The organism is Paenibacillus polymyxa M1 (assembly GCF_000237325.1).
Lineage (GTDB): Bacteria > Bacillota > Bacilli > Paenibacillales > Paenibacillaceae > Paenibacillus > Paenibacillus polymyxa_C.
In genome coordinates this window covers 3,556,366-3,572,008 of record NC_017542.1, presented here as the reverse complement: position 1 = coordinate 3,572,008, position 15,643 = coordinate 3,556,366, and the positions used below count along the sequence as shown (strand labels likewise).

The window sequence follows — 15,643 nt, the reverse complement described above, 5'->3', positions numbered from 1 at the left end:
TTTAAAGCCTCCAACGATATGAATTTGATAATTGTAATTTACAAGTATTTGAAGCGATTATTATCCTTTCACCGGAAAATAGCATTTGCTGGATCGAGCCATAGCATCATTAAAGAGTTTTACGGACCGTATCACCGTTTCTCGTTCAAAGTCGGTCAAATACGAAAAAACTTCGTTTAAGTAGTCATTCATTTGTGTGTCAATGGTGGTCGCTACATATTTACCTTCCACGGTGAGGGACAAGGTATAGACTCTACGATCACTAGGGTCCGGCGTTTTCTCAACCAGATTCATCTTGGTTAAGCTCTGAACCTGTCTACTAAATGTGGTGATATCGGTTCCAAGGGTTTCAGCAATTTGCTGCATGGAAGGTTTGTGCTGGCGATCAATTTCATAAAGAATATGGCTTTGAACCGGAGAAATGTCGTGCCCACCAACCGTACAACAGTTTTTGTTCAGTAAGCCTAAACGACGGGTCATGTTTTGAAATAACTCTCGTGTATTTTCCATGTATGTTTCACCTCTTGCCTTAGTTATATATTATTAATTTGCAAATTGCAAGTAATATTCTTTGTTGATTTCAAAATGAATTTGAATTAGCATATAAGCATACAGTTATATATATGGAAGGAGGCTACGCATTGGAGCAACTTGGTTATATAGCCGATCATTTAAAGCTATTGGGGGATAAAACCCGGCTGGCAATGCTTTCTCTATTGAGAGAAAAAGAATGGTGCGTCTGCGAATTTGTAGATATCTTTGATATGTCGCAGCCTGCCATTAGCCAGCATTTGAGAAAATTAAAGTCGCAAGGGATGGTTAAAGAAGAAAGACGAAGTCAGTGGGTATACTATTCCTTAAACGTAGACGACAAACCACATATTCAAGCTGTTCTTGAGTGTATGCCGGATTCAAAGCGGATTTTAAAATGGCTGAATAAAGAGGGACCCATAGCAACTTGTGGACCGGATTCCTCAGGCTGCTCTTCCTAAAGGTTGTTCAGTTTATCTGCTTGCGGGGATAAATGTTGCCTTCAATATAAGTATATGGTTATAAGATTATGGATTACAAAGAGGAGGAATCAGAAAAACGAGAAGATGAGGACTACGGATATCTTGGGTAATGGAGGTTTTGAACATTGGTTTGGTTGGCATGCATTATATTTTTAGCCACTTTAGTGTTGGTGATCTGGCAGCCTAAAAATTTGTCTATTGGCTGGTCTGCCTGCGGAGGAGCTGTACTTGCTCTACTGGTAGGTGTCGTCGATTTGCATGATGTTTGGGAAGTGACTCAAATTGTCTGGAATGCAACCCTGGCTTTTGTGGCCATCATTCTGATTTCGTTGGTGCTTGATAAAATCGGATTTTTCGAATGGGCGGCGCTTCACATGGCACGAGCTGCACGGGGAAGCGGAACTCGGATGTTCGTGTATGTGACCATTCTTGGAGCTGTTGTCGCTGCTTTTTTTGCGAATGATGGTGCGGCCTTAATTCTGACACCCATTGTTCTAGCGATGGTTCGAGCACTTAAACTGGATGAGAAAATGGTTTTTCCGTTCATCATAGCGAGTGGTTTTATTGCAGATACGACTTCGCTTCCGCTTGTGGTCAGCAACCTGGTGAACATTGTATCAGCCGATTTTTTTGGCATCACGTTTATGGAATATGCGGGTCGTATGGTTGTACCTAATTTATTTTCCTTATTGGCTAGTATTGTAGTTCTGTATCTCTTTTTCCGCAAAAGGATTCCAAAAACGTTTGATGATGCACAATTAATGGCACCTACAGAAGCGATTAAAGATCCAAAAATGTTCCTTATGTCCTGGATTGTTCTTGTGGTGCTGTTGATTGGCTACTTTGCATGCGAATTTTTTAGTATTCCTGTCTCAGTCGTAGCCGGTATCATAGCCATCTTTTTCTTGCTGCTGGCGAGAAAAAGTCCTGCGGTACCGTTGAAAGAAGTCATCAAGGGTGCTCCATGGGCTATCGTATTTTTCTCTATCGGCATGTATGTAGTGGTGTATGGTCTGCGTAATGCCGGTTTGACGGATCTTCTGGCTCATGTGATTCAAGCAGCTGCCGATCAAGGTATGTTTGTAGGCACCATGGGCATGGGTTTTATCGCGGCGGTTATCTCATCGTTGATGAATAACATGCCTACAGTCATGATTGATGCGCTTGCCATTAATGCCACCCATACGACTGGAATGGTCAAAGAAGCACTGATTTACGCTAATGTAATTGGATCGGATTTGGGTCCGAAAATAACCCCGATTGGTTCATTGGCCACATTGCTATGGCTACATGTGCTTAGCTCTAAAGGTGTGAAAATTTCTTGGGGAACTTATTTTAAAACAGGCATTGTTTTAACGATCCCTACTCTTTTTATTACGCTATTAGGCCTGTATCTGTGGTTAGTCATTTCATAATTGAACATTAAAGGAGGCGCTTCCCATGGAGAGAAAGACAATTTACTTTTTGTGTACTGGTAATTCTTGCCGGAGTCAAATGGCAGAAGGATGGGCTAAGAAATATCTAGGAGACAATTGGAACGTATATAGTGCAGGCATTGAGGCGCACGGCCTTAATCCTAAAGCGGTGCAAGCGATGAGTGAAGTAGGTATCGATATTTCTGATCAAACTTCGGATATTATTGATCCTGTCTTGCTGAACAGCGCCGATCTGGTTGTGACGTTGTGCGGGGACGCGGCTGATAAATGCCCTATCACTCCTCCACAAGTTCGCCGTGAGCATTGGGGATTTGATGATCCGGCCAAAGCTGAAGGATCGGAAGAAGAGAAATGGGGCGTCTTTCAGCGAGTTCGTGACCAGGTAGGAGAACGCATTAAACAATTTGCAGAAACCGGAGAATAGCAGTTCCTGCTATGAATTTGATAGAGGGGGAATGATTAAGGTGAATTATCACGCGCTTGTTGAGAACAAAGTATATATTGGCGGAGAGAGTGCATTGCTTCAAGTTCTTCGGGAGCAAGAGATCACAGATGTTTTTGATCTGCGAGATAACGGTACTGAGGCAGAAGGATTTCCGGCAAATGTTACGCGTCATCATTATCCGATTGTGGAACATGAGACTGGGCAGGAGGATTCTGTGCATGCCGCTATTCAGGCGGTTAAAGAAGCGGTGAACAGCGGGAAGACCGTGTATTTCCATTGCGCCGGCGGACGGAATCGTACAGGAACCGTAGCAACTGGAGTGTTACTTGAGTTGGGTTTAGCTACCACAGTGGAAGAGGCGGAAGCCTTGGCCAAAGAAAAACGTCCAGATATCAATATCAAGCAAGAAATGCGTGATGTGTTGAAGGGATTTTATCCATCCAAGTAATTAAATCGATATGGCAAAGGGACTATTTCCATTGGGGAATAGTCCCTCTTTAGCTTTTTGACAACAAGGAGCAAGTTTCTTTGACTTCATTACCTATGGAGAAAATCATTTAAACTCCCCAATCTTTTTACTTGCAAATTATACAAGCCCTATAAATTACCTGAATACAGAACTCGTGTTTGGCATTATAATAATAAAGAACGCATGTTCGTATATAAGTAATCGGTTTTGGAGGGTACAGCATGACTAAAACAACTGAGCGGACAATTCTTTTGGCGGATTGTCAGAGTTTTTATGCGAGTGTAGAAAAAGCTTCTTACCCAGAGTACAAAAATAAACCGCTTGCGGTAGCAGGCGATCCTGCACGCAGGTCTGGAATTATTTTAGCAGCATGCCCTATGGCCAAAAGTTTCGGGGTGTCTACAGCAGAACGGCTCGGTGAAGCCCTCAACAAATGTCCTGAGCTTGTGATCGTCCGTCCCCGTATGAAACATTATATTGATGTCTCTTTAGCAATTACGGATATATACAAGGAATACACCGATCTAGTAGAGGTGTTTAGTATCGATGAGCAGTTTCTGGACATTTCGGGTAGTTTTAAAATTTTTGGAGATTCTTTAACCGTTGCAAGAGAAATTCAAAAGAAGGTTCTTTTACAAACCGGGGTTTGGGTACGAATAGGAATCAGTTCCAATAAGGTTCTTGCCAAAAGCGCAACTGATATTTGGGCTAAAAAAATTAAAAGCGGTATATTCACGTTGCCCAAGACAGAATTAGAGCAGCTACTCTGGCCACAGCCAGTTAATAAAATGTTTGGGGTAGGTTCGCGGATGTCGTCCCATTTTGAGCGGCTTGGTATGACAACCATTGGTGATATCGCTAGAACGTCTCTACCAGACCTTAAGTCTAAATTCCGCGTTCGTTTTGGAAAACAGTCGGATATACAGGCGGAGGTCATGTGGAAAACAGCCAATGGTCTAGATGAGAGTCCTGTAGCTCCGTATACCCTCAGTTCTCCACAAAAGTCGGTAAGCCATATGATGACCCTACCCCAGGATTATTTGGAACCAAATGAAGTAGAGACCATCCTGCTTGAACTCTCGGAAGAAGTTTGTCGAGACAGTCGTCGTAAGGGGTACATGGGCTCTGTCGTGACCGTTAGTTGTACATGCAGTCCATATGAGGCTCCCACCGGATTTTCCAGGCAAATGAAGCTAACAGATTCGACTAACAATACGAATAAAGTGTACAACGCAGCAAAAAAAATATTTTATAATTTTTGGAACGGTATGCCGATACGACGCTTAGGTGTCACTTTAAGTGGGTTGGTTGACGACCAAACTTATCAACTTTCCTTCTTTGAGGATCATGAGCGTATCCGCTCCCTGGAAGAAGCAACAGATAAAATTAAAGAACGCTATGGTAGCGCAGCTATCATAAGAGCGTCCTCTTTGACCCAAGCTGGTCAGGCACTAGAGAGATCCCTAAAAATCGGGGGGCATTATAAATAAACAGGTATTAAAACTAATACATCCAGTAAATTCGATCTTTCACTATTAGTACAGTGTAAATTCCTGATTATTGGAACCAAGCTATCCGTTAGTTCAATAAAAAGGGTGCTTCCGCACCTTTGCTTGGGTCACGTCCTCATCATTATATTCCATTTAAATTATTAATTAAAGAAATACGCGGGTAGCATGTAGTGGGCGACCGCCAACATAATGCGGATTTTGTACGCTAAGGACGTAAATGGCTTCGCGGATTAAAGGGCGGTGACGGATTCGCACCAAACAAACAGAAATATCCAGTTGCTTTTATTATTGTTCCGAAGGCACAAAAATAGGGAGCGTTTCCGCTCCTAGAATCCTAGTTTTCAACTGTAAATGTTACTCGTCTTCTTCGTCGTCTTGATCATCCACCATCACTATGTCGTCTCCGCTCAAAAGGGTAGTTACCCCGTTGAGCCGCGCAATTTCGGCATCCTGTTCGACTAGCAAAGCTTTCAAAGTGGCTAGTTCTTCATCACTTAAATCTTCACCACTTTCTGCCTTTTCAATAATTTACACTTATCTGCTACTTTGCGGTCTAGAGCAGCAACCCTGTGATTAGACCAATAGGAGCAAGAAAATCCTTATCCATAATTATTCCTCCAAAGTGATTTGAGAAGTAGCACTAACAAAACGCGAAAAAACCACGTTAACGATTGTGTTGCATTGAGAAACATCATCTTGGGGCTAAATTGTGTTGCGTAAGGATCTGAAAAGAGCAAGATTTACCCTTATCGATACAACACAATTATTATTGTGTTGTATGAATGACATAAAGCTTTTTCTTTGTTTATTTTTATTTAAAATGTTACAGTTTATAATTCTAAAGAGGAGTATCACCTTACACTAAGACATAAAAGCAATCCTAGTTTTCCCAATGATAAGGAGAAGTAAGGATTGCTTTTATGTCTTAAATTGATATAAAAATAAGTTAAATATTTAAAAGGTTAGCAATATTTCCACCTAGTACTCGTTGTACGACTTCTTCACTTGAAGCATGACGTTCAACTGCCAACCTATTTAAGAACGGATCACCATAAGGAAAATCAGAGCTAAATAAAGTTTTCTCTGGGAGTTCTTTTATAGCCAAAGATAATGCATAGGTTGTATAAAATGCAGAGATATCTAGGTAGGCGTTCTTTGTTTCTTTTGTTAATGCAATAACTTGCAGCCAATGAACTCCTCCCAAATGGCCATAAATTACAGGTACATTGGGATATTTACGAGTTAAAGCGAACAATTCCTGAATATCATTTAAATTGAGTGGATGGAATGTATGCACCCAAATCGGAAAGGAATTATAATCACTAGCTGCCTGGAATGCAGGTTCAAGCATTTTAATTTGGCCTGAACCAAGGGTAAACTCTCCAAGTCCCTTCATTTTATAATCTTTTACAATCTTCTCAATCCAATCGTGCAGTTCTCCAGAGGAACTTAAAAGGGGAACCGAACCAAATCCAGTAAAACGATCAGGATATTTTGCGATAGCATCCCTTAATTCTTCTAGAGCTTTTAATCGTGCTTCTAGGGGATTTATCTCGTTATTTAAAATTTGATTCAGTACATCCATTTCCTGAATAAATTCATCGTAGCTTTCACTTTTTTCTGGATGAACAAGCGTAGAGAATAAAATAGTTTTATCTATCCCACTTGAATCCATCATTTTAATTTGTTTTTCTATAGGTAGAACTACGTGGGCATGACTATCGATAATCATTTTTCACTCTCCCTCCATTAATTGGCTGACAGCTGATTTCGTCTTTTAGAAAATACTTCGGTAGCTATTGTTAAAATGGTATTTAATGCGACAGGAAAGCCTGCATAAATTAACATTTGCATCATAGCTTCCACAATTTCTTCTTCGGTCCATCCAACATTTAAAGCTCCGTTAATATAAAACTTTAATTGTTCCGTATTTCCTAAAGCAGTTAGACCAGCAACTGTTGCAAGAAGGCGAGATTTTAAATCTAATCCTGGTCTAGAAAAAATTTGACCGTAATTAAATTCCACGGCCAAAGTTCCTAAGTCAGGTGCTACTGAATCTTTAAAACTATTCACGATATTTTGATAGTTGTCCGGATCTATTTTTGATAATACTTCCAATCCTTTTTTATAGTTTTCTGTATTTGCAGACATTAGACATGACTTCCTTTCTCGAATTCTCTATTTTTTACTGTTTTTTCTTGTTTAGGAAAGCTAAATAAGGAACTAAAAGCAATACCTATCATGAGTATCCCAACTGTACATACTCCATACCAATGCCATTTGCTCCAAGCAAGTACACCTAAATATGATCCTAAAGATCCACCTAAGAATGTAGATACCATGTATAATCCATTTAATCTGCTTCTCTTTTCGGGAGATAGTTGAAAGATAGTAGCTTGACAAGCAACTTGATTTGCTTGCGTACCAACTGTTACTAATAGTGCACCAAGAATTAATCCTAGTAGCCAATATCCTAAGAATATTAAGATTAGAAAAGCGATTAAAGAAATAAACATACATAAAGTATTAGCAAATTTTGGCCCTTTTTTATCAATCACCCGGCCAATAATAGGAGTTGCAAAGGCTCCAGCTATTCCCACTAAACCTATTAACCCTGCCACGGTACTCCCATAAGAATACGGAGAAGTATTTAATAAAAAAACAAGTGTTGTCCAGAAGGCACTAAAGGAACCAAACATCATTCCTTGACTAAGGCAAGCTTTTTGCAACACTTTTTCCTTTAAAAATAACGGGCCTAAAGATGTAAGTAATTTTTTATACTGTATTGCATGATTTCCTTTGCTTTTTGGAAGATACATTACAATTAAAATGATCATTATAATTGTGCCAGCAAAAGAAGCCCAATACATAGATCTCCATCCAAAATGTGAATCTACAAAACCACTGATTAATCGAGCACCTAAAATCCCACACACTAAGCCAATGGCAACGTTCCCTAACACTTTTCCTCTGTTATCTTCTGAAGCTAAATTAGCAGCAAGAGGAACAATAATTTGAGGGACAATGGTAACAAATCCAAGAATTAAGTTTGCTGCAATCAGCCATGTTACATTCATTGATAAAGCAGTTGCAGCTAAAATAATACATACAATAGATAATAAACTTAGGATCAATTTTCTTCGTTCAAAAATGTCACCTAATGGTACCAATAAAAGATTTCCCAAAGCATATCCCACTTGAGTTAAAGTTGCTACAATTCCTATATTGGTTTCAGAAATGTGAAAAGTATTTGCCATACTGACTAAGAGCGTTTGATTTAAATAGACATTAGCTACTGTAAAACCACATGCTGCAGCCATTAGGAGAACTAATCCTTTCGTAAGTATAGGAAAAGCCTCAGCCCTTTTTTTGAAAACCATTAAACTCACCTCCTTCATGTATTAGAATAGATAAAGGTTTATAATGGGAATAGGAGTGTGTTTATACTATTATTAAAACTACTACTTATATAAGGGGAGAGGTTAAATGTTAAGTGATAAAGAAAGAAGGAAAGAACTAGGGGATTTTTTAAAGACACGACGGGCACGGTTATCTCCTCAAGATTTTGGTTTACCTATTGGGCCACGTAGAAAAACAGAGGGACTGCGCCGAGAAGAAGTAGCTCAGCTGGCAGGGATAGGAATAACTTGGTATACATGGTTAGAGCAAGGGCGTGATATACAAGTATCTTCAGAAGTATTGGAGGCTATTTCGCGTGTATTCAGGCTAAATGAAGAGGAAAAAGAGCATCTATTTTTATTAGCAAATCAGCCATTGCTATCTAAGGTGGGAAGACCTCTCGTTGAAAGTGTAAATAGCGTCTTGAAAAATTTATTGAGTCAATTAAAATACTGTCCTACCTATGTAACAGACGAAAAATTGAACATAGTAAGCTGGAATAAAGCTGCTACCGTGGTTTTTGGTGACTTTAATAAAATGAATGATCGAGATCGTAATGCAGTCTGGCGTTGCTTTGCATCTAAAGAATACCGAGAGCTATTTCTTAATTGGGAAGATCATGCGCAACGCTTGATTGCTCAATTTCGTTTAGCATATACACGTTTTGTCGGTGATGAGTGGTTTAAAGATATCATTAAAGAACTTACTAATAAGAGCCCTGAGTTTCGTAATTGGTGGCCCAAGCATGAAGTTCTAGGTACTCCTTGTGGCAAAAAAACACTTCTGCATCCTTTAGTTGGAGAAATGATTATGGATCATATTACTCTTCAGGTGTACGATGCACCTGAACTAAAATTAACCATTTACCAACCTCGCCAAGAGGGAGAAACAGAACAGAAAATGAAGCGCTTGTTACAACTGGTAAGTAGACCTACAATAAAAGAGTGATATAAACACGAACGTATTAAGGGGAAATCGTTTGTCTCTAATATAAGAGTAGGAACATTTTACATGAATAAATTCCACACAACTAAGTTTGAAATGAAACAGCCGATTTAGCCTTAACGTGGTCAAAATCGGTCTTTTCTTTGTCGAAATTTGCTTAACGTAGTTTTTTTCCGATTTGCTGGCGGTACCCCATTTCTTCTGGTACCAACTTGACCGGTTTGGACAAAGTCATCAATACGAACGCTCGTGACGCGGTGCATGTCATCGATGGCCTTTTGCATCATGAATCTGAGTTGTCTATTGAAGAACATTATACGGATACCGCCGGCTACACTGATCAAGTCTTTGGTTTAAGTCATTTGCTCGGATTCCGATTTGCTCCACGGCTTCGCGATTTATCTGATTCCAGGTTATATTCGTTTGATAAGACAGGCGAATTTCCAAAGATAGAAAACCTACTTCGCGGTCGTATCAATACGAAGATCATACAGGAGAACTATAATGACGTTTTACGTTTAGCCCACTCTATTCGGGAAGGGAAAGTTTCAGGATCTCTTATCATGGAGAAGCTTGGATCTTATGCTAGACAAAATAGTTTAGCTACAGCTCTACGGGAAATGGGACGGATAGAAAAGACAATCTTCATTTTGGATTACATCTCTAGCGAATCGATGCGTCGTCGCATCCAGCGCGGTCTAAATAAAGGCGAGGCAATGAACGCTCTTGCCAGAGCACTTTTTTTTGGAAAACGCGGAGAATTACGCGAGCGTGCCTTGCTAAATCAGCTACAATGGGCCAGCGCATTGAATATTCTCATCAACGCAATTAGTGTCTGGAATACGGTTCATCTTACAGAAGCAACGAAGGTCTTGAAGCAAAAAGGATCGCTTCATGAAAATCTATTAAGCCACATTTCGCCTTTAGGTTGGGAACATATCAACTTTCTTGGTGAGTACACATTCGATCAAAAACGAAATGCCAGTTTAAACGCATTGTTACCACTTATTCAAGGAAGAATCGAAGCCGGTAATCCTTAGCGTACAAGATTCCGGCGTTTTTTTCGACAATCAAGGCTTAGCGTACAAAATCCGCACTTTGTTGGCGGTACCCCGTAGTGCTCTAAAAGAAGCCTTATCTTAGTCTAAGCAATAAGAAATACTTGGACATCTACAACTAAATTTTTAATCTAAAAATTTTTTCGAAAGCAATAAACAAAGCAATTGAATAATGTACATTACTTTAGTCGTTAAATATCTTGTTCCTACAGGATTTTATAATTATGTACAAGTAATTTAGTTTGTCTTATAATCGTTTTAGCCAGCATTTTATTGGGACCGATACCAATTCGAATCCATACTCCTGTTTGTGCGAGCACTTTCTGCTGAATTTCACTTGCAATGCTCATCGGATCTCCGAACAGGGAGAGACTTCCGCTCATATCTAGAAATTGTTCATCAATGCTGAAAACCTCAACCAAATCCGTATATTCATTATAAATTTCTGTTATTTTTAATGAGACATCGATATAATGCTGCATGCGCGGGCGTACAATGATAAGGTCAGGACATTTTTTTACAGCTTCCCCCAGACGTTCTGCAGTGGATATACCAAGTTTTTTTGCCAGCGGACACGCAGCTAAAATAATGCCTGAACGAAGTGCAGGGTCACCGGCCACAACGAGCGGCTTATGTTGGTAGGTGGGATTATCCGCTTTTTCGACGCTGGTATAAAAGCTTTGACAGTCCGCTAGAAATATGGTTCTACTTCTACGCTCCTTCAAAATGTTGACCTCCTCCCCTGATATGTAATTGATCATATTCCAAAATATTCTTGAACGTATACTCTTATAGTAGTATTATATACAGAACAAGCGTTCCTAATACAAATGTATTTTTTGGAACATTACAGTTTACGGGAAACCTAGCATGGCGTATCATATTATCTTGAACAAAAACAAGTGGAAATGAATGAATATTGAGGGGAGAAAACCATTTTTATGAACCCAAAACGTCGACCATCATCTCAAAAACGCAGTAGGTGGCGCATTTTTGGCAGAGTTTTGCTGATTAATATCAAGTGGTTCTCGCTTGCGGGTGTACTTGGAGTGTTGTTTGCCGGAGGTCTTATATCCGGTTATGTGGCGGCACTGGTTCATGATGAACCTGTACGATCACGTCAATTGATATATGAAAAGGTAAATGAGAATGCTCTGACCAGCTTTGTATTTTTTAATGATCAGGTAACTCCGGTTGGAAGAATGCGCATGGAGGAGGACCGACAGCTCGTTGACCTGAAGGATGTTCCTCAGTCCATTGTGGATGCCCTCATTTCAACGGAAGACAGCCAATTTTATGAGCACCATGGTGTAGATTTAAAGGGGACGGCTCGTGCTGTCAAGCAGAAGCTTTTGAATGAAAACCGCCAAACTGGCGGCAGTACACTGACACAGCAGGTAGCCCGAAGAGTTTTCCTGAGTCTGGATAAAACGGACAGCCGAAAGGTGAAGGAAATGCTGCTGGCACTACGTATGGAGCGTTTTATGGGCAAAGACAAAATATTAACGGCTTACTTAAATAAAATGCCTTTTGGTAATGGTTCCGCTGGTTACAATTTGTATGGAATCAAGTCTGCTTCGTTAGGGATTTTCAATGTAAGCGACCTACATAAGCTTCATATTGCTCAAGCGGCTTATTTGGCAGGTCTTCCACAGCTGCCATCTGTTTATTCCGCTTTTGATGGTAAAGGGAATTTTGATGAAGAAGGTTTCAATAAAGCGATGGAGCGCCAACGCGTTGTGTTGGAAAGAATGCTGGCAACAGGCAAGCTCACGCTGTCCGAATATAACGAGGCGCTTCAATTTGATGTGAGAGCGACCCTTGCCCCACATCGCGAAAAAAGCTATAATACATTCCCTTATTTGATGCTGGAAACAGAGCGGGAGGCCGCACAGTTGTTAGCACTCCAGCAAAATCCGAATCTCACAGCAGCCGAGATTTCTAAGCCTGAGCATGCTGAACTTCTTCAAAATACGCGAGAAGAGTTGCAACGATCCGGCTATCGAATTTATACAACAATAAATAAAAAAATTTATAGCAATATGCGGCAGATTGCAGCCAATCCACAAAATTTTTCTCCATACAGTAAGAAGAAGGGGCTAGAACAGATTGCAGCAATCATGATTGATCATAAGACAGGGGCTATCCTCGGTATGATCGAGGGCCGGGATTTTAATACCGAGCAAATGAACTATGCAACTCAAATGACACGTCAGCCCGGTTCTGCCATGAAGCCTATTGCTGCTTACTTACCTGCTTTGGAGAAGGGCTACACTCAGCCCGCCGGTCTTATTGATGATTCACAAATCATATTGAAAGACGGACGTAAGGGTTATCATATTCCTAAAAATTATAACAGAAGGTATGAGGGGCTTATGACAGCCCGTGAAGCACTCAATCGGTCAATCAACATCCCTGCACTGAGGCTGTTTTTATATGAAGTTAAAATTCCAAACGCTTGGAATTTTGTGCGTTCTCTTGGAATTACAACGATTCAACCACAGGATGAACATGCTCAAACAGGAGTTCTAGGTGGACTTAGTAAGGGGGTATCCGTCGAAGAACTGACCGCAGCATATGGGACAATTCCCAATATGGGCGTGTATAATGCCCCTCACTTGATCAGTAAAATTACAGATGCCAACGGTAAGATTGTATATGAATTTAAACCACAGACAAAGCGTGTATATTCGCAGCAAACCGCATTTTTGATGACGGATATGCTCAGAACCGTTATATCAGACCCGAGAGGAACTGGCAAACGTCTGCAAAAAGCTTTTAAAAGCTACGGTACCATTGATATCGCGGGTAAAACGGGTACGACACAGAACTTTGGTGATGTGTGGTTTATGGGATACACACCTGACGTTACGCTAGGCGTCTGGGCTGGTTATCGCCAACAGGTTAATACATTATCTCAAGAAGGTCACACCAGAGCACAGTCGGTGTGGGCGCTGATCATGAATGAGGCGGTCAAGGACCAGCCTGAGCTTTTTAAGCATAAGCATTTTATACAGCCGGAAGGCGTTGTGAAAGTTACGGTATCTAGTCTTACAGGTAAGCTGCCAGGGCGTTATTCCCGCCAATCAGGTCATCTCGTGACGGACTGGTTTAACCAAAAGTACGTGCCGACCGAAGTCGGAAGAGAACAGCTTCCACGTTCTGCTAGACCAGTAGTTCCGTCCAAACCAGAGGTCAAGAAAGAAGATGTCCCTGAGGTTAAGGTGCCTGCAACAGATCAAGAGGAGGTTCCACCAGAGGAAACAGCTCCTGCTGTTCCTGACACAGATGCAGAGATCGAACCGCTTGATGAGAATAACGATGTGCCATCAACAGATACATCGCAACCTTCTATTGAAAACGAACCGGAGACACCTTCTGAATCAGAGAACCAGAGTGGTGCTCCAAAAACTCAGCCTGACGAGGTTATCTATCCTGAACCAACGGTTGATCAATCCAACAACTAAGCAACACGGCGATCAGTCTGTTGTAATTATGAGTAGAGCCAGCATTTTATGCGGCTCTGCTCTTTTTTTTCATATTTTAGATTTCTCCTTTTTGAAAATACGAGCCAAATTATTTGCTATGTAACCAATGGGCTTTAAAATCTTCTCTTTGTTTAGGCAAGTAGGCAAGGCGAGATTATAAGGGGGCATAGTCTTGGGTCAGATCAATTCCCAGGTAGTATCCGAGTTTACGCCGAACCTCACTGCGGGCAAAGGATGAAAGCATGAAAAATCGCCTTTGGTAACCGCGGCATACATACAAAACCTCTACGCCTTCATGATTTCGGATTTCGCTGTATATTTTCACTCCCTGTCTTTTCATTCGCGCTTTTGTTTCTGCTAATTGAACAGTTATGCGCTGTTGTACTTCAGTCAGGCTACGAATATACAAATCGGGCATTTTTAGAGGAGAGATATTCATAATACGAATGTCTCGTTCCAACACATCTAGCACAAGAGTTAGAAGTACACACATCTTGATCAGTCCTGCGTCTTCTTCAGAAGGCAAAGGAGCTTTATGCTTGTTATCAAGTACCTTTTTGTTTGTCATAAATATCTCCTTTACTTGGAGTAAAATTACAATATATAATAAGTATATAGAACACACGTTCTGTATATACCTCATCATAGAGATTTTTCTATTGCCAAAGCAATCATCAATTATTGGAAAAGGGGCAGGGAGCCCTACTTCCATGTGCCATTGCCTAAAGGTTCTTTCGTATATGACCGATGACAGTCAAACAGAGTTTGTGTTAAGCTGATGGATAAAAAACCTTACATAGAAGGGGATAGTGTTCTGCTAGCGGTCATTTTTACTATTTAACTTAAGAAAGTAGAGAAAGAAGGTTTACATATTGTCACGTTCGTTATATGTAGCTTTATTATTGTTGAGCCTTATTTGGGGCGGTTCCTTTATGTTTATTAAGGTGTTATTGCTACATCAAGTAGGACCGTGGACCATTGTATTTCTGCGCTCCAGCTTTGGTCTTATTTTTATCGTCTTATTAATGCTTCTTATGCGTAAGCCGTTTAAAATCAAAAGCATTCCGTGGAAATCGGTTATTCTGGTAGCATGTGTAAACATGGTTTTACCATGGACATTGATTGGTTTTAGTGAGACCAGAATAGCTAGCAGCATGGCTTCTGTATTGAATGCGACCACGCCAATATGGACTATGTTGGTGGGCCTTGTCTTCTTCGGAGCTATATTTCATCGCCTGCAGTGGTTAGGAATGGGGCTCGCTTTTATAGGAATTATTATTTTATTGGGTATTAATCCTGCCTCTATTATTTCTGTTGATCCTGTAGGTTTTGGATGTATGCTGCTTGCGACTCTCTGCTACGGATTTGGAACACAGCTCTCCAAACGTTTTCTCTCCAATCTTTCCATGTATCAGGCTACCTTTGCGACACTGTTTGGTGCGGCAGCAGGGGGTGGTATTATGATGGCAATTGTAGAGAGACCGGATTTGTCGATCGTTTCTGTTCCAGGAGTATTGGGTTCCCTCATAGGGCTAGGAGTTTTGGGATCAGGGGTAGCATATATCTTGTTCAACTATATGATTTTGCGCGGGAGTGCGGAATTCGCTTCTTCGGTAACGTATTTTGTACCCGTGAGCGCCATCGTATGGGGCTTTTTACTTCTGAATGAGCATATCGGCTGGAACGTGCTGACCGGGCTGCTTCTTATACTCGGGGGCGTATTTATGGCCAATCAGCGCAGAACAGCCAAACTAAGGGTAATAGCTCCAAGTGAAAATAAAACACACTCAGGTCATTAAGTGTGTATTCGCCAAACCTTTGGTATAATGCGTCAACTCGCACATACAATAAAGCATGCTCGCACATAAAATAAAATATG

13 protein-coding genes and 2 pseudogenes are annotated in these 15,643 nt (G+C 40.7%); 9 read left to right on the top strand and 6 right to left on the bottom strand.

Features of this window, described 5'->3' with window-relative positions; all coding sequences use genetic code 11:
• Positions 1-60: 60 nt before the first annotated feature.
• Positions 61-510 (bottom strand): MarR family winged helix-turn-helix transcriptional regulator, encoded by a 450-nt coding sequence (locus PPM_RS16125; protein WP_014600013.1) that lies wholly within the window; start codon positions 508-510, stop codon positions 61-63.
• A gap of 131 nt (positions 511-641) precedes the next feature.
• On the opposite strand from PPM_RS16125, the gene PPM_RS16120 reads away from it, so the two are divergent.
• The 5 genes from PPM_RS16120 (at position 642) to PPM_RS16100 (ending at position 4,853) form a co-directional block, all read left to right on the top strand.
• Positions 642-992, top strand: coding sequence for an ArsR/SmtB family transcription factor (locus PPM_RS16120; RefSeq protein ID WP_014600012.1), 351 nt, complete (start codon positions 642-644; stop codon positions 990-992).
• 146 nt (positions 993-1,138) lie between these two features.
• A complete protein-coding gene (locus PPM_RS16115; RefSeq protein WP_014600011.1) occupies positions 1,139-2,428 on the top strand; it encodes an arsenical efflux pump membrane protein ArsB in 1,290 nt (429 codons plus the stop codon).
• A gap of 25 nt (positions 2,429-2,453) precedes the next feature.
• Entirely contained in the window at positions 2,454-2,873 is a 420-nt protein-coding gene (gene arsC, locus PPM_RS16110) for an arsenate reductase (thioredoxin) (RefSeq protein WP_014600010.1), read from the top strand.
• Positions 2,874-2,904: 31 nt separating this feature from the next.
• Positions 2,905-3,342 (top strand): protein-tyrosine phosphatase family protein, encoded by a 438-nt coding sequence (locus tag PPM_RS16105; RefSeq protein ID WP_014600009.1) that lies wholly within the window; start codon positions 2,905-2,907, stop codon positions 3,340-3,342.
• Between the two features lie 242 nt (positions 3,343-3,584).
• Complete coding sequence (locus PPM_RS16100) at positions 3,585-4,853, top strand: DNA polymerase IV (protein ID WP_014600008.1); 1,269 nt, start codon at positions 3,585-3,587, stop codon at positions 4,851-4,853.
• A 967-nt stretch (positions 4,854-5,820) separates the two neighbouring features.
• On the opposite strand, the gene PPM_RS16095 is transcribed toward PPM_RS16100, so the two are convergent.
• The 3 genes from PPM_RS16095 to PPM_RS16085 are packed head-to-tail and all read right to left on the bottom strand — an operon-like array spanning position 5,821 to position 8,254.
• Positions 5,821-6,606, bottom strand: a complete 786-nt coding sequence (locus tag PPM_RS16095; RefSeq protein WP_014600007.1) for an amidohydrolase family protein — start codon at positions 6,604-6,606, stop codon at positions 5,821-5,823.
• 17 nt (positions 6,607-6,623) lie between these two features.
• Complete coding sequence (locus PPM_RS16090; RefSeq protein WP_014600006.1) at positions 6,624-7,025, bottom strand: carboxymuconolactone decarboxylase family protein; 402 nt, start codon at positions 7,023-7,025, stop codon at positions 6,624-6,626.
• Complete coding sequence (locus tag PPM_RS16085; protein ID WP_014600005.1) at positions 7,025-8,254, bottom strand: MFS transporter; 1,230 nt, start codon at positions 8,252-8,254, stop codon at positions 7,025-7,027. The genes PPM_RS16090 and PPM_RS16085 overlap by 1 nt, the downstream gene beginning before the upstream one ends.
• Positions 8,255-8,360: 106 nt before the next feature.
• Here PPM_RS16085 and PPM_RS16080 point away from each other — a divergent pair, with 106 nt between their 5' ends.
• The gene (locus PPM_RS16080) at positions 8,361-9,221 is read left to right on the top strand and encodes a helix-turn-helix transcriptional regulator (protein ID WP_014600004.1); all 861 of its coding nucleotides are present in this window, start codon (positions 8,361-8,363) and stop codon (positions 9,219-9,221) included.
• A 224-nt stretch (positions 9,222-9,445) separates the two neighbouring features.
• Positions 9,446-10,258, top strand: a pseudogene (locus PPM_RS16075) (Tn3 family transposase); the annotation flags it as partial.
• 272 nt (positions 10,259-10,530) lie between these two features.
• Here PPM_RS16075 and polYB read toward each other — a convergent pair.
• Positions 10,531-11,037: pseudogene (polYB, locus tag PPM_RS16070) on the bottom strand (DNA polymerase IV); the annotation flags it as partial.
• Positions 11,038-11,217: 180 nt separating this feature from the next.
• On the opposite strand from polYB, the gene PPM_RS16065 reads away from it, so the two are divergent.
• Entirely contained in the window at positions 11,218-13,743 is a 2,526-nt protein-coding gene (locus PPM_RS16065) for a transglycosylase domain-containing protein (RefSeq protein ID WP_014600001.1), read from the top strand.
• A 175-nt stretch (positions 13,744-13,918) separates the two neighbouring features.
• On the opposite strand, the gene PPM_RS16060 is transcribed toward PPM_RS16065, so the two are convergent.
• Positions 13,919-14,332: a hypothetical protein gene (locus PPM_RS16060; protein WP_013371828.1), complete on the bottom strand. Its 414-nt coding sequence runs from the start codon at positions 14,330-14,332 to the stop codon at positions 13,919-13,921.
• A 304-nt stretch (positions 14,333-14,636) separates the two neighbouring features.
• Here PPM_RS16060 and PPM_RS16055 point away from each other — a divergent pair, with 304 nt between their 5' ends.
• Complete coding sequence (locus tag PPM_RS16055) at positions 14,637-15,563, top strand: DMT family transporter (protein WP_013371827.1); 927 nt, start codon at positions 14,637-14,639, stop codon at positions 15,561-15,563.
• The last annotated feature ends 80 nt before the right edge of the window (positions 15,564-15,643 follow it).